This window comes from Enterobacter sp. ku-bf2, assembly GCF_001742765.1.
Taxonomy (GTDB): Bacteria; Pseudomonadota; Gammaproteobacteria; order Enterobacterales; family Enterobacteriaceae; genus Enterobacter; species Enterobacter quasiroggenkampii.
The window spans coordinates 1009763-1030071 of the sequence record NZ_MDVW01000001.1 but is presented as its reverse complement, the minus strand read 5'-3'; the positions used below and the strand labels follow the sequence as shown (position 1 = coordinate 1030071).

Sequence of the window (20309 nt, the reverse complement as noted above, 5' to 3'; positions counted from 1 at the left end):
AGGGGCAAAAAATAACCAGCGGAGGTCATATGAAGCGTTTTGCTCTGGCAATGGTCGCGCTGGTTGTTTGCGCAGGGGCGCAGGCAGCCAGCGACGAAGTGGAAATGAATCTCGTCACCTCTCAGGGTGTGGGTCAGTCCATCGGTACGGTGAAAATCACGGAAACCGACAAAGGGCTGGAGTTCGCTCCCAACCTCAAAGCACTCCCTCCCGGTGAGCATGGTTTCCATGTTCACGCCAAAGGAAGCTGTCAGCCCGCATTAAAAGAGGGTAAAGCGTCAGCGGCGGAAGCGGCAGGGGGGCATCTGGATCCCCAGCATACCGGCAAGCATGAGGGCCCGGATGGAATGGGACACCTGGGCGATCTGCCCGTGCTGGTGGTCAATAACGACGGTAAAGCCACCGATCCCGTTGTCGCGCCGCGTCTGAAAAAGCTGGATGAGGTAAAAGGTAAAGCGCTAATGATTCATGTCGGCGGCGACAATATGTCCGATCAGCCTAAACCGCTTGGCGGCGGCGGGGCGCGTTATGCCTGCGGCGTGATCTGATCCCCAATGGTACCAGGCGGTGGTGCTTGCTCCAGCTGTGACAGCGAGCAGTGCAGCCGCCAGATTATCGAGGCCAAATCACGGGCGGCGGGGAGATGATGTCGTGCAAGCGTATCGCAGATCCGCTGCAGTTCATTCAGCGTGGTTGCCAGCGGTCGCTGCTGGACACCGCGTTCGCTCATCACATCGCGAAGCAGAGAGATGCACACATCGCGAACCTGCGACAGCGGGTCGGAACGTGTTTCCCACCCGCGAAGCTGCCAGACCACATGCGAACAGTTCAACAGCACCACGCCCCAGCGCAGCAGCCAGCGCCGGGAAAGCGCGTCCTGGCTGTTATTGAGCTGGCTCACGTGATGATAAACCAGCGATTCATACTCGTTTTCACGAAGATGCGGTTTACGGCTGAGCTGGTCCACAAATCCCCGGCGTAACTCCCGGATATGCCTGCGGCTTTTGCGGGCATCGGAGCCGGGGCGCAACACCGCGAAAGCCAGCCACGCCAGCCCCACGCCAAGGATTTTCGCCAGATTGTCATTAAGAAAATCGGCGTAATCATAAACCGGCGGATTGGTCACGGAGATAAACGAGCCCATAAAGACAATCAGTTGCCCCCACAGGCCCGCCTGTTTTGGCATTTGCAGCTTGAGTAGCTGCATGGTGGTCAACAGCGGAAACAGAAACAGCAGGAACTGCCACAGATCGCTTATCTGCACCATCAGGCCAAACTTCACCACAAAACTGAACAAAGACAGCAGCACCAGGGTGCGTAGCAGGAGCGTCAGCGAGTTGAACGGCGAGGCCGCGACGGAGTAAAGCACGCAGCTGATGGCAGCAAGCGTCAGGGCCGCCGTACCGGACTCCCACTGCGTGGTGATGCTCCACGCCCCCACCAGCATCAGCGCGCAGAAGGTGCGAAAACCGCTCCACAGCGCTTCCAGGTAGTCGGTATGGCGGGCGAGAGCCGGACTCCCGGGCACGTTGAACTCCGTGACCGGCGTGGCATTCTCAACCGCGTTAATCCAGCGGCTGCTGCGCAGGTAGAGTCGGCAAAAGTAATTCAGACGCTGCCAGAAGGCGCGATGGCGATAGTCGTACTCATCAACCGGGGCGATGATCTTCGCAACGGTGTAGATGTCCGCATCCGGGCGCGCAAGAGCCGCGAGCAGCGTTTCGATGACGGCACGGGTGTTTTCCGGCGGCGTCGGCCAGTTGAGCAGCATTCTGCGCAGGCTGGAGATGGCGCTGGTCATACGCAGCTGCTGGTGCAATAAATAATTAAGCAGGGTGTTCTGACGCCGAAAGCGATAGTGGCTCCAGAACGCCTGAATACGCAACAGATTCATCGTCAGGATCTGTCCGATCACCTTTTCATGCGCGAGGCGGATCTCATCGCTGGTATCCGGTTGCCACAGCAGGCTCGCGTGCTCAAGCAGCCGGGTATGCATGGTCTTGAGGGCGGTGATAAGCGCGGTGCCGTCGGAGGTGCTGGGGAGGATCATCATCATGAAGCCACCGCTGAGGATCCCGACAATGACTTCACAGACGCGCGCCTGCGCGATATCCCACAGTTCGGTGGTGTCGAGCACGTTCACCACCGGGAAGGCGATAATGGCGGCGGTATAGCCCGCCAGCTGGAAAGCGTAGGCGACGTTATTGGTAAAATGGGCGCAGGCCCAGGTACAGCACCCCAGCCACGCCGCCATGCTCAGCAGGAACATCCACGGATCGTTCAGCGTATGGCCGGCAATAATTAACGCCGCCGTGGCCCCCAACAGGCTGCCGGCGATGCGCCCAAGGCTCTTACTGATCACCCCGCCGACCGTAGGAAAACTCACCACCGCGGCAGAGGTCATCGCCCAGTAGGGTTCATCCAGGTTCAGGTAATAGGCGACGGTCAGCGCCAGACACATGGCAATGCCGTTACGCAGCGCGTAGCGCCACTGAGGGCGCGTCGCTTTGATCCACGGCGTGTTTTGCCAGGAGAGTGCCGGCAGCTTCATCACCGGTTTCCGATGGAGACAGTACAGGTGGTGCCGGAGACCAGCGTGATGTCCTGCGGTAAATGGTCAAACTCCACGCGAACCGGCACGCGCTGAGCGAGACGCACCCAGGGCACGTTCGGCTTGATGTCCGGCACCAGGCCAGAATCCGTTTCGACGCTTTGATCGTAAATGGCGCGGCCAATGCTGGATACGTGACCCTGTAACTTCTGCGAGCCACTGTAAAGCGTAATGGCGGCGGGCGATCCCTCGCGAATATGGCGAAGCTTGGTCTCTTCAAAATAGCCCACCACGTAGAAGGAGTGGCTGTCGACGAGGGCAAAAACGGGTTGTCCCGTGGTGGCATAATTCCCCACGCGAGCGGAAAGGTTGGTGACCCACCCGTCAACCGGCGCGGTAATCACCGTTTGGGTCAGCTCCCACTGGGCCTGCTTCAGCGTGGCTTCGGCCACGTTGACGTTCGCCTGCATGGCCTTCACGTTGATGTTGGCAGTGTCTAAATCTTCCGCTGAGATGTAATTTTGCGATAGATGCCGGCGGCGGTTGGCCTCGTTATTCGCTTTCGCTAAGTCTGACTGGGCTTTCGCCAGCTGCGCCTCGGCGTTCAGAATCGCGATGTGGTACGGGGTATCGTCGATCCGGAAGAGTACCTCACCCTTTTTAACGTACTGGTTATCCTTAACGAGCAGCGTCGTGATGCTTCCCGACACCTGCGGGGTGATGCTGACCTGTTCAGCGCGAATTTTGCCGTCACGGGTCCAGGGGGACTGCATATAAAAATTCCACATCCACCAGCCTGCAACCAGCGCGAGGGCGAGAACAAAGAGGGTGGAAAAGTACTTCAGCGTTTTCAGAGGCATAGTCACCACACCATCAAGACAGCAAGGCCCAGACATACGGAGAGGGCAAACAGGGAAAGATCCATCAGCATGGGATGCCAGATTTCGCCGGAGTACATCCAGTCGCGAAGCAGACGATGCGCGATGAGCCAGAGAATAAAGCCCACCAGCACGGCTTTAAACAGGGGAGGAAAGTAGACTGACGCACCGAAGATCAGATCCTGAAGGGGTAACCCCTCTGAGCGATGAAAAAACGTCACGGGCAGAAATCCTTTGCAGTGAACAGAATGCCGCGTTGGCTTGTCTTAGTATGATGAAGCATCACAATTCAGTGTAAGTCATACTTTTAAGTTCGATGAATGCAGTATTGCATTTGTTTTGGCAATACAAATGCTGCACACTATTCTAAAATCAGTATAATAACTTAGCAAGCTAATTATAAGGAGATGAAATTGGAATCGCCATTAGGTTCTGATCTGGCAAGGTTGGTACGCGTCTGGCGTGCTCTGATTGACCATCGCCTGAAACCTCTGGAATTAACACAGACGCATTGGGTCACGCTGCACAACATTCATCAGCTTCCGCCCGATCAGTCGCAAATTCAGCTGGCAAAAGCGATAGGCATTGAGCAACCGTCGCTGGTGCGCACGCTTGATCAGCTGGAAGAGAAGGGGTTGATCTCCCGACAAACCTGCGCCAGCGATCGTCGTGCTAAGCGGATTAAACTCACTGAGAAAGCGGCGCCTATCATCACCGAAATGGAAGCCGTCATCACCAAAACGCGCGGTGAAATCCTCTCAGGCGTTTCACCGGCGGAGCTGGAAATGCTCATCAGCCTCATTGCTCGCCTTGAGCAAAATATCCATGAGCTGCAGTCTCGCGACTGATAAACACGAAGGCCTTGCACCAGCAAGGCCTTTTTTTACTTAAAGACGACCACACGATTACGACCCGTCTCCTTCGCTTCATACATCGCCTTGTCGGCACTTTCCACGCACGCTTCTGCGGTTATCGTTGATGACGTTGCCGTAAACACCCCCATACTGATGGTGATGGGCTCCGGCAACTGACCGCCGCTGCTGGTTTTATCAAAGCTGCTTAGCTTCAGACGTATGCGTTCGGCCACCTGGTACGCGGAGTCTGACGACGTGTTGGCCAGCATCAGCACAAACTCCTCGCCGCCGATACGGGCCGCGATGTCCTGCGGGCGCACGGAATCCATCAGCAGGTTGGCGACAAACTGCAGGACTTTATCGCCCTGGAGATGCCCGTAGGTGTCGTTAATGCGCTTGAAGCGATCGAGATCGCTGACAATGACGGAAACGGGGCGGTTGGGTCTGGCGATATCCAGCGCCTGGTTTAACGATTCATAAAAATAGCTGCGGTTATAAAGGCGCGTGAGCGGATCGCGAATCGAGTTCTGATAGGACTGCTGATATTTTACGTGCGAGTCGCGATACAGTCTGAAGACATCGTAAAGCAGAACAAAAATAATCAGCAGCGTGGCGACAGTTTCAAATAACCGGGCGCGATACCAGGAGATATCTTCGGCATGTCCACCCGCTAACAGCATTGAAAGCGTGACGATATAGCAAACACACAGAAAATTTCCACCTACCCAGAATAAATTGCGCACGCGCGTGACAAACATCAGCGCTACTAATGTTATCACCCAGAAAACAATTAAAGAGATATTAATGCAATGGCTCCAGAGGACCATAAACTGCCGGGTTTCATTATCAACCAGGTCAATCGATAACAAGGGCGAGTGGCTGGAATATATCCAGGCCAGTCCCACTGCACAGGCGGTAAAAAGAGACGCCCCGCTCACAATTGAGATATGCGCCAGCCGTGAAAGAGGGTATTTGCGCATGGGATAGAGTATTGCCGCCACGATGAACAGCACCGCCATTAAAAAGTGGCGGAACATATAGTAGATCATCGCATCGTTGTAGTTCACGACGTTGAACTGATAGAGATCCAGCCAGGCGGGGAAGCTGGTCAGCGTTCCGACCATCAGCAATGCGGACCCGGCAAAGGCAAAGGCGATTGCGACCAGATACAGTCGTCTTTTGTCACACCCGTATTTCATCGCCATAAAACAGGCAATAAACAGGTGAAACACCAGAAGAAAAATGGTGAGCGTAGGGAATAAAAGCGGTGAAAAGGACGGAACCCATTCAACGAGTTTTAAAAACAGCGCGTGCAATATCCCGATAACAACAAGGCAACCGAGACAGAACGCGATATAACGGCTCGTTAGAGCACGACGATTCGCAAGCATAGAATTTTTACAAATTATAATGAATAAAGAGAAGGTGATTGCGAAGAGTCTAATCAATTAGTGCAATAAATACTTTGCGCAGAAACAATATAAGGAGTGATTAATAATGGATGGGGTGAATGTATTTTGTAATTATATTTGTGAGAGTGATATATTTTGTAAATGGATGTGGCCCGAAGACCACATCCACTTTTAATTAACGTGGAGAAACGGTCACCTGGCTTCCGTTGCTCGCCAGTACAACGCGCTGGCCTGCAGAGAAGCGGGTGCTGCCCTGTTTCTGAACAACCATGATCGAGCTGCCGTCGTCTTTACGAATTTCCAGCTCTACGCCCTGAGTTTTGTTCATCGCACCCTGAACGCCCTGGCCGGCTACGCCACCCGCAACGGCACCTGCGGCTGTCGCCAGAGAGCGTCCCGTACCACCCCCGACAGTATTACCCAGGAAACCACCCAGAACGGCACCGCCGATTGCGCCCATCACGTTGTTTTCATCACCACCCTGAATCTGTACAGGGCGTGCGTTAACAACGGTACCGTAAGTCACGTTCTGAACCTGTTTCGCTTCAGAAGCGCTGTAAACGTCGCCAGAAAGTGAACTGTCATTCACACAGCCAGCCAGAGTTAAACCAATCAGCGAAACGCCCAGTACACGTAAAATCATTTGAATCTCCTGTTCACCAAAAACGCCCGATTGGGGGCATCCGTTATGGCTAAATTATATGGCATAAGGAGCCATAGTTCATATCTTTGCACTAACAATAGGAAAATTGTACTTGAATTTGACTTAACGAGACATAAACAGGATCCGCCCGCGCTACCCGTCTGACATTGTTAAAAAATATTATTGCCGGATGGCAAAGCGGCGCCGTTTATGGTTGAGTGGATATCCTTAGCCCACGCAACGTAAGGAAAGCGCATGAAATCGGGTCGCTACATTGGTGTGATGTCAGGCACCAGTCTGGATGGGGTAGATGTCGTTCTGGCCGCCATTGATGAAAACATGGTGGCACAGCAGGCGAGCCTGACCTGGCCAATCCCCATTTCACTGAAAGAGGATATTCTCAGTATCTGTCAGGGGCAGCAGCTGACACTTTCCCAGCTTGGACAGCTGGATGTCCGCCTCGGGGCGCTGTTTGCGGATGCGGTGCAGGCTTTGATGCAAAAAGAACATCTTCGCCCGCAGGATGTGGTCGCCATCGGGTGTCACGGACAAACGGTCTGGCATGAGCCCATCGGAGAGGCTCCGCATACTCTGCAAATCGGCGATAACAACCAGATTGTGGCGAAGACGGGCGTCACGGTGGTCGGCGATTTCCGTCGTCGCGATATTGCCCTTGGCGGACAGGGCGCACCGCTGGTGCCCGCGTTTCATCAGGCGCTACTGGCGCACCCTTCAGAACGGCGTATGGTGCTCAACATTGGTGGGATCGCCAATCTGTCGATGCTTATCCCTGGGCAGCCGGTCCGCGGCTACGATACCGGCCCGGGCAATATGTTAATGGATGCCTGGATCTGGCGACAGTGCGGTCAACCGTATGATAAAAACGCGGAGTGGGCGAGCGAGGGTAAGGTGATTATCCCGCTGTTGCAGTCCATGCTGAGCGATCCTTATTTTGCTTTACCGGCACCGAAAAGCACGGGGCGTGAATACTTCAACTTTGGCTGGCTTGAGCGCCAGCTGGCGTCATTCCCGGCACTCGCGCCGCAGGATGTTCAGGCGACGCTTGCCGAGCTTACGGCCGTGTCGATTTCCGAACAGGTGCTCCTCAGCGGCGGATGTGAACGCCTGCTGGTGTGCGGCGGGGGAAGCCGTAACCCGCTGGTGATGGCGCGTCTTGCCGGGCTGCTGCCGGGCACCGAAGTGTCGACGACCGATGAGGCTGGCATCAGCGGTGATGATATGGAGGCGCTGGCCTTCGCCTGGCTTGCCTGGCGCACCATTGCCGGGCTGCCGGGCAATTTACCGTCGGTAACCGGCGCGCGCGAGGCGAGCGTCCTTGGGGCGATTTTCCCGGCAAATCCGCGTCATAATCAGAGTTAACTGAAATTCAGCGCGGCGCGTCGTCGTTAAAATGGAACAAAACAGGGGGGCAGCCATGCCCTCCAGGACCAGGAAAGTCTTCGGAATACGCCCATGAAAAAACTTCTTCTTATTGCCGTCCCTTTGTTGCTGTCAGGATGCAGCGTCTACAACCAGCTCCTTGAGCGCATGCAGACCGATACGCTTGAGTATCGCTGCGACGAAAAACCGCTGACCGTGAAGCTGAACAATCCACGCCAGGAAGCCAGTTTTGTTTATGACAATAAACTGCTGACGCTGAAGCAGGGCATTTCAGCCTCGGGCGCGCGTTACACCGACGGTATCTATGTCTTCTGGTCGAAAGGCGACAGCGCCACGGTCTACAAACGTGACCGTATTGTGCTGAACAATTGCCAGCTCGAAAATCCGAAGCGTTGAGATTTTTACAGGGGCGGCGCACAATAGCGCCACCCACTCTCAATGTCAGCTAACGCCATGTCAGATAACGACGAACTGCAGCAAATTGCGCATCTGCGCCGTGAATACACCAAAGGCGGCCTGCGTCGCCAGGATCTTCCCGCTGAACCCCTCGTGCTTTTTGAACGCTGGCTGAAACAGGCCTGCGAAGCGAAACTGGCCGACCCCACGGCCATGGTCGTCGCGACGGTGGATGAAAACGGTCAACCGTATCAGCGCATCGTATTGCTCAAGCATTATGACGAGAAAGGACTGGTGTTCTACACCAACCTCGGCAGCCGCAAAGCACACCATCTGGAAAACAATCCGCGTATCAGCCTGCTGTTCCCCTGGCACATGCTGGAACGTCAGGTCATGGTGACCGGCAAAGCGGAACGTCTCTCGACGCTGGAAGTGGTGAAGTATTTCCACAGCCGCCCGCGTGACAGCCAGATTGGCGCCTGGGTATCAAAACAGTCCAGCCGCATTTCCGCCCGCGGGGTGCTGGAAAGTAAATTCCTCGAGCTGAAGCAGAAGTTCCAGCAGGGTGAAATCCCGCTGCCGAGCTTCTGGGGTGGTTTCCGCATCCCGATTGAGCAAATCGAGTTCTGGCAGGGGGGCGAACATCGCCTGCACGACCGCTTTTTATACCAGCGCGAGAATGGCGGCTGGAAAATCGACAGACTGGCGCCGTAATCCCCGAAATTTGTTGATTTAAGCGCTAGCGCACACCGCGCTTGCGCTTTATTCTATGGTCCTTTCGCATCAGGCGAAAAGTCGTGTACCGGCAAAGGTGCAGTCGTTTATACATGGAGAATTTGATGGCAAGCAGTAACTTGATTAAACAATTGCAAGAGCGGGGCCTCGTGGCCCAGGTGACGGACGAGGAAGCGTTAGCAGAGCGACTGGCGCAAGGCCCGATCGCGCTCTATTGCGGCTTCGATCCCACCGCTGACAGCTTGCATTTGGGGCATCTTGTTCCATTGTTATGCCTGAAACGCTTCCAGATGGCGGGCCATAAGCCTGTTGCCCTGGTGGGCGGCGCGACCGGTCTGATTGGTGACCCAAGCTTTAAAGCCGCTGAGCGTAAACTGAACACCGAAGATACCGTGCAGGAGTGGGTCGATAAGATCCGCAAACAGGTTGCACCGTTCCTCGACTTCAACTGTGGCGATAACGCCGCGATTGCCGCGAACAACTACGACTGGTTTGGCAGCATGAACGTGCTGACCTTCCTGCGTGACATCGGCAAGCACTTCTCTGTTAACCAGATGATTAACAAAGAGGCCGTGAAGCAGCGTCTGAACCGTGACGACCAGGGTATCTCCTTTACCGAGTTCTCCTACAACCTGCTGCAGGGGTATGACTTTGCCTGCCTGAACAAACTGCACGGTGTTTCCCTGCAGATTGGCGGTTCTGACCAGTGGGGTAACATCACCTCCGGTATCGACCTGACCCGTCGCCTGCACCAGAATCAGGTGTTTGGTCTGACCGTTCCGCTGATTACCAAAGCAGACGGCACCAAATTCGGCAAGACGGAAGGCGGTGCGGTATGGCTCGATCCGAAGAAAACCAGCCCGTACAAATTCTACCAGTTCTGGATCAACACGGCGGACGCCGATGTTTACCGCTTCCTGAAGTTCTTCACCTTTATGGACATTGAAGCCATCAACGCGCTGGAAGAAGAAGACAAGAACAGCGGTAAAGCGCCGCGCGCGCAGTACGTGCTGGCGGATGAAGTGACCAAACTGGTTCACGGTGAAGAAGGTCTGGCCGCGGCAAAACGCATTACCGCTAGCCTGTTTAACGGCACCCTGAGCGATCTGAGCGAAGCGGACTTCGAACAGCTGGCGCAGGACGGCGTGCCAATGGTTGAGATGGAGAAAGGGGCTGACCTGATGCAGGCGCTGGTGGACTCTGAACTCCAGCCTTCCCGCGGTCAGGCGCGTAAAACCATCGCGTCCAACGCCATCACCATCAACGGTGAAAAGCAGGCCGACCCGGAATACACTTTTGTTGACGGCGACCGTCTGTATGGCCGCTACACCCTGCTGCGTCGCGGTAAGAAAAACTACTGCCTTGTCTGCTGGAAATAAGTCACAGTCTTCAGGGGCGTGGGAAACCACGCCCCTTTTGTTTTTTAAGGGTTGGGTAAGCATAAAATGAAGAACATCCTCGCCATTCAGTCCCACGTTGTTTTTGGACATGCTGGCAACAGCGCAGCGGAATTCCCGATGCGCCGCCTCGGCGTCAACGTCTGGCCCCTCAATACCGTTCAGTTTTCCAACCACACGCAGTACGGCAAATGGACCGGCTGCGTAATGCCGCCTTCACACCTCACCGAGGTGGTGCAGGGCATTGACGATATCGGCCAGCTCAAGCGCTGTGACGCCGTACTGAGCGGTTATCTTGGTTCAGCGGAGCAGGGGGAACATATCCTCGGCATCGTGCGTCAGGTAAAGGCCGCTAACCCGTCGGCAAAATACTTCTGCGACCCCGTTATGGGCCATCCGGAGAAAGGCTGTATCGTGGCGCCAGGAGTGGCAGAATTCCACGTTCGCCATGCGCTGCCCGCCAGCGATATCATTGCGCCAAACCTGGTTGAACTGGAAATTCTCTGCGAGCATCCGGTTTACAGCGTAGAAGAGGCCGTAAGCGCGTCTCGCGAGCTGATCGCGCAGGGGCCTGAGGTTGTGCTGGTAAAACACCTCGCGCGCGCAGGGCTAAGTCAGGATCGCTTTGAGATGCTGCTGGTGACGAAAGAGGATGCCTGGCACATCAGCCGTCCGCTGGTGGATTTTGGCCTGCGCCAGCCGGTGGGCGTGGGGGATGTGACCAGCGGCCTGCTGCTGGTGAAATTGCTGCAAGGGGCAACGCTGCGCGATGCGCTGGAGCATGTTACTGCGGCAGTATACGAAATTATGATGGCGACGAAAGAGATGCAGGAATATGAGCTGCAAGTGGTCGCAGCACAGGATCGAATCGCGAAGCCGGAGCACTATTTCAGCGCAACCCAGCTTTAAACACCGCCCGGCGGCGCTGCGCTTGCACGGGCCTACGGAATTCGTAGGCCGGGTAAGCGTCAGCGCCACCCGGCAACACAGTCTGCTCGGTTAATTCAACCCTTCCGCTTTCAGCGCCGCAGCCACCGCAGGACGCTCTGCTACACGCTTCATATACGATGCAATGTGGTCTAACCCTTCCAGATTCAGCTTAACCGCGCGCGCCCAGCGCAGCACGGTGAACAGGTACGCATCAGCGATCGTGAAGCGAGAGCCGCCAATCCACTGTTCGTCTTTCAGCGATTCGTTAACGTACTGCAGCTTTTTCTCCAGCAGGGCGCGCAGGGTAGGCTTAAACTCTTCCGGCGTATCCGGGCGGAACAGGGGGGTAAAGCCTTTGTGCAGCTCGGTGGCAATGTAGTTCAGCCACTCCAGCGTTTTATAGCGAGAAATGGTACTGACCGGGGCCAGTAGCTGGCGATCGGGCACGCTATCGGCCAGGAACTGCATAATCGCCACGCCTTCGGTCAGCAGAGTACCGTCATCCAGCAGGAGCGCCGGAACTTGTCCTTTCGGGTTAATGGCAAGAAAATCATCGCCGTTTTCCAGACGTTTTTTCATCAGATCAACGCCATCCAGCGTGAAATCTTTGCCGCTCTCGCGCAGGGTGATATGGGAAGCAAGAGAGCACGCGCCCGGTTTGTAGAACAGTTTCATCGGTAACTCCTTTTCGCTGAGGTTTCAGCTATGTTAGTGCGCAAACGGATAAAAAAAAAGCCGCTAATCAATTAGCGGCTTCTGGTCAGTCGTTTCTCACGGATATCACGCGGTAGCGGTTTTGGTCGCCTTAGCGGTCTTGTCGTCGTCCTGAGTCATTCGATTCAGTTTCGGTGCAGTCAGCAGCATCAGAGCGGCAATAACGGCAGTCGCGATACCAATCTGCATGAACACGGTACCGTAGACGTTCAGAGAAACCAGTGGATCAGTGACGTTTTCCGGTACGGCCATCAGGTTCGCAATCTTGCCTGCGATAATGGCTGCACCCGCAGTCGTCAGGAACCAGCTACCCATAATGAAGCCCATCAGACGCTGTGGCACCAGCTGTGCAACCATCGCCAGACCCAGACCGGAGATCATCAGTTCGCCGATAGACTGCAGCGCGTAGCTCAGGATCAGCCAGTTAACGGATACGATACCGGCGTCGGTAGCAAATTTGGTACCCAGCGGCAGCACCAGGAACGCGCCGGAGCAAAGCACCATACCGATAGCGAACTTGTGCGGCATTGGCAGACGGTCGCCCATCTTGTTATAGATAGCGGCCAGAATTGGGCTACCAATCATGATCCAGAACGGGTTCAGCGCCTGATACTGCTCCGGTTCGAACGCAATACCCAGGATGGAGTGCTCAACGTTACGAATGGCGAAGAAGTTCAGAGAGGTTGGCATCTGGCTGTACAGTACGAAGAAGATAATCGCTTCCAGCATCAGAATGAACGCCACGATCATCTTACGGCGGGCAGCACCCTGCATGGCGAATGCTTCTTTCGCAAAGATGACCACGATACCCAGCGCAACCACGCCCAGAACGGCACGTGCGATGCCCTGGTTGTGCAGCAGCCAGGTAGCGATGGCCGCCAGAGCAACAACGCCCACAATGGTCGCCAGCAGTTTGCCCATATGCACAGGCTCGAAGTCCGGTTTTGAACCGTAGTTTTTAACCCAGCTGCGGCAGAACAGGAAGTTCACCACGGTGATCAGCATACCGACGAAGCTCAGCGCAAACGCCACGCTCCAGCCGAATTTTGCTGCAAGCCATGGGGTGGCCAGCATTGAGAAGAACGAACCGATGTTGATGGACATATAGTACATGGTAAATGCACCGTCCAGACGCGGATCGTCTTTGCTGTAGCAGGTAGAGAGCAGGGAGGACGGGTTCGCTTTGAACAGACCGTTACCGACGGCAATCGTCGCCATACCCATATACACGACAGCGGCATCGTGCCCTGACCATGCAACCAGACCATAGCCAATTGCCAGGACAATGGCGCCCAGCATGATGACACGTTTAGTGCCAAGGACTTTATCGCCCAGCCAGCCGCCAATCGCGACCAGACCGTACACCAGAGCACTGAAGGAGGAGAACAGCGTGATGGAATCGGCTTCGGACATACCCAGCTGTTTCACCAGGTAAACTGCCATGATCCCTTGCAGGCCGTAATAACCAAAACGCTCCCATAACTCGATAGAGAAGATGAGATAGAACGCTTTTGGTTGTTTAAAAGCGTTAAGACTCACGCTTTCATCTGTTGGTTTATTGTTTGCAGTAGACACATATACCTCTTTTTTTACATCCCATATTAACGGGGGTGTTCATAGCGTGATGGCCGTAGTCCATACGCCTTATAGTTATATTGGGAGGAGAAACGGCGGGTAATGTTCACTATCCTGCCCCATCTGGCAATACGTTTGTAATAATCTGTTACATATATCTGGGGTGGTATAATCGTCGGTTCATACAAATGTTATTCAGCGTTAAATTTTATACGATGTGTAAAGGTAGTTTTTTCGACTGGCAGAGACCCGTCAGGACCGGTGTTTGGCGATATGTTCTGCTATTTGCCGTCTCTGGCAGTGATATAGCCCAAATTCTGAAAAATAGCTGGTCTTATCGTCGGTAAAAAAAGAAGAGTGTCTTGTCAGACAAAGGCTTTAGCTCGATTTTGACAACAAAAAAACAACATGAAGTTATCAGGGTGATCGCGATCACAGATGTATAGAAATTTTCGGCTATGAAAAAAGTATTAACCTGTTTGAGCGTTAAAGCACCGAACAAGTGACAGCCTGGGGGAGACGAAAGGCGAACAAATAACGGCCAAAAGAAGCGTGCACCATCACCCTTCTTTTGGTGTGGGGTTTTGTGGTTCAGGGATATACTTTTTCTTTGTATTCGCAGAGATCTTCAATAATGCAGGAGCCGCAGCGAGGCTTACGGGCAATACACGTGTAACGACCGTGCAGAATCAGCCAGTGATGGCAATCAACCTTAAATTCAGCCGGAACCACTTTGAGCAGCTTCTCTTCGACCTGCTCGACATTTTTCCCCGGCGCAAAGTTGGTTCGGTTAGACACGCGAAATATATGCGTATCGACGGCGATAGTAGGCCAGCCAAACGCGGTATTGAGCACCACGTTCGCGGTTTTACGACCTACGCCCGGTAAGGCTTCCAGCGCAGCACGGTCTTCCGGCACTTCGCCTCCGTGCTGTTCCAGCAGGATCCGGCAGGTCTTAATGACGTTCTCGGCTTTGCTGTTAAACAGGCCGATGGTTTTGATATACGACTTCACGCCTTCCACGCCAAGCTCCAGCATGGCCTTCGGCGTATTGGCGACCGGATAGAGCAGGGCGGTGGCTTTATTGACGCTCACGTCGGTCGCCTGTGCAGAGAGCAACACCGCGATCAGCAGCTCAAACGGGGAGGTAAAATTCAGCTCCGTCGTCGGGTGCGGGTTCTCGTCCCGCAGACGGGTCAGGATCGCAATGCGCTTTTCTTTATTCATGAGGCCCTCTCGGGTGTCCCTTCCAGAACGCTGCGCTCAGCCGCGCGGCGCTTACGTTTCTCATCAATCAGGTATTTTATCGCCAGCATCATGCCAAGGCCAATAAACGCACCGGGCGGCAGCATCGCCAGCAGGAATGGCGTATCGGTGTGGAACACTTCAATGCGCAGCGCTTTGGCCCAGCCGCCCAGCAGCGCATCTGCGCCGTCAAACAGCGTACCGTTGCCGAGGATTTCGCGCAGGGATCCCAGCACGAACATGGCGCACGTGGCGCCCATGCCAATGGAAAATCCATCCAGCGCCGACATGGCTGGACTGTTTTTCACCGCGAAGGCTTCCGCACGCCCGACCACGATACAGTTGGTGACGATAAGAGGAATGAAGATCCCGAGCGACTGGTACAGACCGAACGCGTAGGCGTTAATCAGCATCTGAACAATACTGACCACCGACGCAATGATCATGACGTAAATCGGAATACGAATTTCCGACGGCGTCCAGCGGCGCAGGGCAGAGATGGAGAGGTTGGTCAGGGTCAATACCAGCGTGGTTGCCAGACCCAGACCGAGCGCGTTGGTGGCGGTGGATGTCACCGCCAGCAGTGGGCACATGCCCAGAAGCTGAACCAGCGCGGAGTTGTTTTTCCACAACCCCTGGACAATGACCTCTTTAACCTGGCTCATGATTACTCCTCACAGGCCGGAAGATTGTTGATTTGCGCGGGCAGCGTTTCAGCATACAGCCCGGCTCGTTTTACGGCATTCACCACCGCACGTGGGGTGATGGTCGCACCGGTGAACTGGTCAAACTCGCCGCCATCTTTCTTCACCGCAAACGCGGTGTCATCTTCACCATGGATCACTTTACCGGCAAAGTGCAAAATCCAGTCGCTCAGACGGGTTTCAATTTTATCGCCAAGACCCGGCGTTTCATGGTGTTCCGTCACGCGGGTGCCCAGTATGGTGCCGGAGAAATCGCTGCCCACAAGCAGCTGAATGGCACCGGAATAGCCGTCAGGCGCCGTCGCTTCCATCACTGCGCCGACCGGCTTATCCCCTTTGCGGGCAATAAATAGGCGGTGCGGGCCTTTTCCAAGCTGCGGCGCGTCTACCACAAAGCAGCTTTTTTGCAGGTCGTTATCGTAGAAGTCGGACGGGATCACCTGATCGAACAGCGCCTTTTGCTGCTTCGAGGCCTGCTCTTCGATGGTCGTTTTGGTCAGCGCATTAACCAGCGCCGTCAGCCCTGTCAGGACCGCGGCGAAGACAGCCAGCGTGACGCCGTGTTTCTGCATCGTTTTTAACATGGCGAAACCCTTAGCGATGACCGTACACGCGTGGACGCGTGTAATAGTCGATGAGCGGAACGGTAATGTTGGCGAGCAGGACGGCAAAAGCCACGCCGTCCGGGTAGCCGCCAAAGCTGCGAATGAGCCAGACCAGCAGGCCTGCCAGCGCGCCGAAGATCAGGCGTCCGCGGTTAGTCGTTGAGGCCGTCACCGGATCCGTCAGGATAAAGAAGGCACCCAGCATGGTCGCGCCGGAGAGCAGGTGCATCTGCGGGCTGGCCAGTGATTCAGGAGAGAATACCCAGCCCAGCGTGGCGCAGACCGCCAGCGTCACGAGGAAGCTGACCGGAATATGCCAGCGGATGGCTTTCTGCTGCAGCAGGAACAGGCCGCCCAGCAGATACGCCAGGTTGACCCACTGCCAGCCTGCACCCGCCAGCACGCCGCTGTAGATCGCCGATTTCATGATCTGCTCGACGCTGTGCCCGGCATGCAGGGACGTTTTAAAGGTATCAAGCGGCGTCGCCTGGCTGATACCGTCCACGCCCATACGCAGCGCGTTCATATCGGCACCGAGTGCCGTATGGCCGGTAAAGATCACATGCAGAGCATCCATGAAGCCCGGAACCGTGGCCGCAATCTCGTGCGGTGGCAGCCAGCTGGTCATCTGTACCGGGAAGGAGATCAGCAGCACCACGTAGCCAATCATCGCCGGGTTAAACGGGTTATGGCCCAGTCCACCATACAGCTGTTTGGCAATGATCACCGCAAACACGGTGCCGAGGATCACCATCCACCAAGGGGCAAACGGCGGGATACTGATAGCCAACAGCAGGCCGGTCAGCAACGCGGAGTTATCGGCAAGAATGCGGGAGACCGCTGCCTTGCGCAGCTTAAGCACAAGCGCTTCCGCCGCTAAGGCGCTGGCACAGCCCAGGATTATCTGGAACAGGGTTCCCCAGCCGAAAAACCAGCACTGAACGGCAATGCCCGGCAGCGCCGCCAGGCAGACCAGCATCATGATGCGCGATGTCTGGCGCTGATTGTGGGTGTAAGGGGAGCTTGCGATTCTGAAAACCATTTAATCCTCGTTAACTGCTTGCTGTGCGGCTTTCTTCGCCTGAACGCGCGCAATGGCGGCGGCGACGGCGGCTTTGCGCGGGTCATCGTTGGCGGCCTGCGGTTGTTCATCCTGCTGCGCCGCTTTGCGCGCTTTAGCGCGGGCAATCGCCGCTTCGACGGCGGCTTTACGTGGGTCGACCGGCGCTTCGGGTTCTGCGGTTTGCGTCTGCTGTGCCGCCTTGCGCGCTTTGGCACGGGCAATCGCCGCCTCAACGGCCGCTTTGCGAGGGTCGACAGCGTCCTGCTCGACCACCACATTCTGTTCACCGGCTTTGCGTGCTTTGGCGCGGGCTATTGCCGCTTCAACGGCGGCTTTGCGTGGGTCAACCTCAGCATCCGCCTGGGTCGTTTGCGCTTTTTCTGCCTGACGGGCGCGGGCCTGAGCTTTACGCGCTTCACGCGCAGCAATCGCTTCGCTGTTGTCCGGCTTCTCGCCGGCCGGGATCACCACAGGCTGCGCCGCAGTGGCTTTTTTCTCGCGAACGCGCGCCAGTGCGGCGTTAATCGCATCCTGATCTTTCTCGCCAGGCTGAACGGCGGCCTGCTTATGGCGCTCCTGACGGGCAATTTTTTCGCGTTCCAGTCGTGCCTGACGTGCTTCAAAGCGCGCTTTGGCTTCTGCTGCGCGTTTTTCTTCCATGGAGATGGCATAAATTTCCGCCTTCTCCTGGCGGAAATACTGCACCAGAGGAATGTTGCTAGGGCAGACCCAGGCGCAGGCGCCGCATTCGATACAGTCGGCCAGGTTATGGGCTTTCGCCTTGTCGTGCAGTTGGCCTTTGCTGTACCAGTACAGCTGCTGCGGAAGTAGATCCGCCGGGCAGGCGTCGGCACAGGCGCTGCAGCGAATACAGCCTTTTTCTTCCTGCTCTTCACCCATCTCGGTCGGGGAAGGGGCGAGCAGGCAGTTGGTGATTTTGACTACCGGCACATCGAGCCACGGCAGGGTAAAGCCCATCAGCGGACCGCCCATGATCACCATCTGGTCGCTTGACGGGCAAAACTCAGCCTGCTCCAGCAGGTGACGCACCGGCGTACCCAGACGCGCCCAGACGTTGCCCGGACGAGAGACCGCTTCCCCGGTCAGCGTTACCACGCGCTCGGTCAGCGGCTCGCCGTCGATTACCGCGCGCTTCACGGCGTACGCGGTGCCGACGTTCTGCATCAGCACGCCGATATCCGAAGAGCGTCCGCCGTGCGGCACCTGCTTACCGGTGAGAATTTGCGTCAGCTGTTTAGCACCACCAGAGGGGTACTTGGTCGGGATAACGCGCAGGCTAATATCGTGACTGCCCGCCAGCACGGCGCGCAGCATTGAGATGGCCTGCGGTTTATTGTCTTCGATACCGATCAGCACTTCCCGCGGCTGCAGAATGTGCGCGAGGATGCGGATGCCTTCCACCACCTGGGCGGCGCAGTCCTGCATCAGACGATCGTCGGCGGTGATGTACGGTTCGCATTCGGCGGCGTTAATAATCAGCGTCTGAATATTATCGCCACCGCCGCGCAGTTTGACGCCGGTCGGGAAGCCTGCGCCGCCGAGGCCGGCAACGCCGAACTGATGAATGCGCTCGATGAGCGCTTCGCGACTATGGGAGCGGTAGTCGCTCCAGCCGTCACGGTCGATCCAGCGGTCTTCGCCGTCGGCTTCAATTATCACGCTCAGCTCTGAGAGCGCTGATGGATGGGCCACCGTATGGGGCGCGATGGCGACCACCTTACCGGAGGTGGGGGCGTGCACCGGCAGCATACGTCCGCGACCAAAGGTCAGCGGCTGACCGCGAAGGACGGTATCGCCTTCTTTCACGCACAGCTCACCCTCCGCGCCGATATGCTGCTTGAGCGGCATAACGAAACGGGTCGCCAGCGGAATTTGACGCAGCGGCGTGCCGTTAGACTGGGTTTTCATCTCCGGTGGGTGAATCCCCCCGTCAAAGTCCCAAATCTTCTCTTTTCTGAAAGCAGAAAATAACTTAAGCATGTTGTTCCACAGGAATATTGCGAACCGGAATGGTTTGAAGATCCCACTTCCAGCTTTCGGTAGTCGTTTCAACCGGGCGCAGCTCGATACATTGCGTCGGGCAGGGTGCTACGCAGAGATTACAGCCGGTGCACAGGTCCGCCACCACGGTGTGCATGGCGCGCGTTGCGCCAACAATGGCATCGACCGGGCAGGCCTGAATACATTTGGTGCAGCCGATGCAGTTCGCTTCGTCGATCACGGCCAGCGCGCGGACTGGCTCCTGCACATCCGCATCGCCGTCAACTGGCTGCGGATCAACGTTTAGCAGGGCCGCAATTTTCAACATCACCGCTTCGCCACCGGGCGCACAGCGGTTAATTTTCTCACCCTGAACCCCTACCGCTTCGGCATAGGGGCGGCAGCCCGGGTAGCCACACTGCCCGCACTGGCTTTGTGGCAGAAGCTCATCAATTTTCTCTACAACGGGATCGTCCTCTACCGCGAAACGGCGGGAGGCGTAACCCAGGATAAGGCCAAACACCAACCCCAGGACGCTGATAGAGGCGATGGCAATCCAGATAGCATTCATTACAACTTCACCAGACCACTAAAGCCCATAAAGGCCAGAGACATTAAACCTGCGGTCACCAGCGCAATCGCGTTACCGCGGAAGGGCGCAGGGATATCCGCTGCTGCCAGGCGCTCGCGAATAGAGGCAAACAGCACCATGACCAGCGAGAAACCGACGGCCGCAGAAAAACCATACAGCGCCGACTGCATAAAGTTATGGCCAAGGTTGATGTTTAGCAGCGCCACGCCGAGAACGGCGCAGTTGGTGGTGATCAGCGGCAGGAAGATACCCAGCAGGCGATAGAGCGCCGGGCTGGTTTTGCGCACCACCATTTCGGTAAATTGCACCACCACCGCGATAACCAGAATAAAGGCCAGCGTACGGAGATAGGTTAACCCCAGCGGAATGAGGATCCAGGTATCAATCCACCACGCGCAGATGGATGCCAGCGTCATGACGAAGGTCGTCGCCAGCCCCATGCCCATTGCCGTTTCCAGCTTTTTGGAAACGCCCATAAATGGACACAGGCCAAGGAACTTCACCAGAACGAAGTTGTTAACCAGCACGGTGCCGACAAAGAGCAGTAAGTAATCGGTCATTATTTAGCCTGAAATAAAAAAGCCGCCTATTATCGGACAAACACACGCAGGCG

The 20309-nt window shown here is 56.0% G+C and carries 21 protein-coding genes; 7 read left to right on the top strand and 14 right to left on the bottom strand.

From position 1 onward, the window contains the following. The first annotated feature begins 29 nt into the window (after nucleotides 1-29). Entirely contained in the window at nucleotides 30-548 is a 519-nt protein-coding gene (gene sodC, locus BFG58_RS04880; protein WP_048030739.1) for a superoxide dismutase [Cu-Zn] SodC, read from the top strand. On the opposite strand, the gene BFG58_RS04875 is transcribed toward sodC, so the two are convergent. The 3 genes from BFG58_RS04875 to BFG58_RS04865 are packed head-to-tail and all read right to left on the bottom strand — an operon-like array spanning nucleotide 527 to nucleotide 3650. Continuing rightward, on the bottom strand, nucleotides 527-2551 hold the full coding sequence (locus BFG58_RS04875; protein ID WP_069719376.1) for an FUSC family protein: 2025 nt from the start codon (nucleotides 2549-2551) through the stop codon (nucleotides 527-529). The two genes, sodC and BFG58_RS04875, sit on opposite strands and share 22 nt — an antisense overlap. Next, the gene (locus BFG58_RS04870; protein WP_048030737.1) at nucleotides 2551-3411 is read right to left on the bottom strand and encodes an HlyD family secretion protein; all 861 of its coding nucleotides are present in this window, start codon (nucleotides 3409-3411) and stop codon (nucleotides 2551-2553) included. Before BFG58_RS04870 ends, BFG58_RS04875 begins: the two co-directional genes overlap by 1 nt. Nucleotides 3412-3413: 2 nt before the next feature. Beyond that, entirely contained in the window at nucleotides 3414-3650 is a 237-nt protein-coding gene (locus tag BFG58_RS04865) for a DUF1656 domain-containing protein (RefSeq protein ID WP_024909360.1), read from the bottom strand. A gap of 186 nt (nucleotides 3651-3836) precedes the next feature. On the opposite strand from BFG58_RS04865, the gene slyA reads away from it, so the two are divergent. Continuing rightward, nucleotides 3837-4277, top strand: coding sequence for a transcriptional regulator SlyA (gene slyA, locus BFG58_RS04860; RefSeq protein ID WP_021241135.1), 441 nt, complete (start codon nucleotides 3837-3839; stop codon nucleotides 4275-4277). 35 nt (nucleotides 4278-4312) lie between these two features. Here the strand turns inward: slyA and BFG58_RS04855 are convergent, their stop codons facing one another. Next, the gene (locus tag BFG58_RS04855) at nucleotides 4313-5674 is read right to left on the bottom strand and encodes a GGDEF domain-containing protein (protein ID WP_063621460.1); all 1362 of its coding nucleotides are present in this window, start codon (nucleotides 5672-5674) and stop codon (nucleotides 4313-4315) included. Between the two features lie 196 nt (nucleotides 5675-5870). Continuing rightward, nucleotides 5871-6338, bottom strand: a complete 468-nt coding sequence (gene slyB / locus BFG58_RS04850) for an outer membrane lipoprotein SlyB (RefSeq protein ID WP_069719375.1) — start codon at nucleotides 6336-6338, stop codon at nucleotides 5871-5873. Nucleotides 6339-6593: 255 nt separating this feature from the next. Here slyB and anmK point away from each other — a divergent pair, with 255 nt between their 5' ends. The 5 genes from anmK to pdxY all read left to right on the top strand — a co-directional run bounded on the left by anmK (nucleotide 6594) and on the right by pdxY (nucleotide 11176). Continuing rightward, entirely contained in the window at nucleotides 6594-7718 is a 1125-nt protein-coding gene (gene anmK / locus BFG58_RS04845) for an anhydro-N-acetylmuramic acid kinase (RefSeq protein WP_045910332.1), read from the top strand. Nucleotides 7719-7811: 93 nt separating this feature from the next. Further along, the gene (gene mliC, locus BFG58_RS04840) at nucleotides 7812-8135 is read left to right on the top strand and encodes a C-type lysozyme inhibitor (RefSeq protein WP_069719374.1); all 324 of its coding nucleotides are present in this window, start codon (nucleotides 7812-7814) and stop codon (nucleotides 8133-8135) included. A 57-nt stretch (nucleotides 8136-8192) separates the two neighbouring features. Then, nucleotides 8193-8849, top strand: a complete 657-nt coding sequence (gene pdxH / locus BFG58_RS04835; protein ID WP_008500575.1) for a pyridoxamine 5'-phosphate oxidase — start codon at nucleotides 8193-8195, stop codon at nucleotides 8847-8849. A gap of 125 nt (nucleotides 8850-8974) precedes the next feature. After that, nucleotides 8975-10249 (top strand): tyrosine--tRNA ligase, encoded by a 1275-nt coding sequence (gene tyrS / locus BFG58_RS04830; RefSeq protein ID WP_048030733.1) that lies wholly within the window; start codon nucleotides 8975-8977, stop codon nucleotides 10247-10249. Nucleotides 10250-10315: 66 nt separating this feature from the next. After that, on the top strand, nucleotides 10316-11176 hold the full coding sequence (gene pdxY, locus BFG58_RS04825) for a pyridoxal kinase PdxY (RefSeq protein ID WP_069719373.1): 861 nt from the start codon (nucleotides 10316-10318) through the stop codon (nucleotides 11174-11176). 90 nt (nucleotides 11177-11266) lie between these two features. Here pdxY and gstA read toward each other — a convergent pair whose 3' ends face one another. The 9 genes from gstA to rsxA form a co-directional block, all read right to left on the bottom strand. After that, nucleotides 11267-11872: a glutathione transferase GstA gene (gstA, locus tag BFG58_RS04820; RefSeq protein WP_008500572.1), complete on the bottom strand. Its 606-nt coding sequence runs from the start codon at nucleotides 11870-11872 to the stop codon at nucleotides 11267-11269. A gap of 105 nt (nucleotides 11873-11977) precedes the next feature. Then, entirely contained in the window at nucleotides 11978-13486 is a 1509-nt protein-coding gene (dtpA, locus tag BFG58_RS04815; RefSeq protein WP_045910333.1) for a dipeptide/tripeptide permease DtpA, read from the bottom strand. 591 nt (nucleotides 13487-14077) lie between these two features. Then, nucleotides 14078-14713, bottom strand: coding sequence for an endonuclease III (nth, locus tag BFG58_RS04810; protein WP_008500570.1), 636 nt, complete (start codon nucleotides 14711-14713; stop codon nucleotides 14078-14080). Further along, entirely contained in the window at nucleotides 14710-15396 is a 687-nt protein-coding gene (locus BFG58_RS04805) for an electron transport complex subunit E (RefSeq protein WP_069719372.1), read from the bottom strand. The genes nth and BFG58_RS04805 overlap by 4 nt, the downstream gene beginning before the upstream one ends. Nucleotides 15397-15398: 2 nt before the next feature. Next, nucleotides 15399-16019, bottom strand: a complete 621-nt coding sequence (gene rsxG, locus BFG58_RS04800) for an electron transport complex subunit RsxG (protein ID WP_045261492.1) — start codon at nucleotides 16017-16019, stop codon at nucleotides 15399-15401. Between the two features lie 10 nt (nucleotides 16020-16029). Further along, on the bottom strand, nucleotides 16030-17082 hold the full coding sequence (gene rsxD, locus BFG58_RS04795) for an electron transport complex subunit RsxD (RefSeq protein ID WP_024909350.1): 1053 nt from the start codon (nucleotides 17080-17082) through the stop codon (nucleotides 16030-16032). Continuing rightward, a complete protein-coding gene (gene rsxC / locus BFG58_RS04790; RefSeq protein WP_069719371.1) occupies nucleotides 17083-19104 on the bottom strand; it encodes an electron transport complex subunit RsxC in 2022 nt (673 codons plus the stop codon). After that, nucleotides 19097-19675, bottom strand: coding sequence for an electron transport complex subunit RsxB (gene rsxB, locus BFG58_RS04785; RefSeq protein WP_032651615.1), 579 nt, complete (start codon nucleotides 19673-19675; stop codon nucleotides 19097-19099). The genes rsxC and rsxB overlap by 8 nt, the downstream gene beginning before the upstream one ends. Then, nucleotides 19675-20256: an electron transport complex subunit RsxA gene (rsxA, locus tag BFG58_RS04780; protein WP_008500564.1), complete on the bottom strand. Its 582-nt coding sequence runs from the start codon at nucleotides 20254-20256 to the stop codon at nucleotides 19675-19677. Before rsxA ends, rsxB begins: the two co-directional genes overlap by 1 nt. Nucleotides 20257-20309 lie beyond the last annotated feature (53 nt).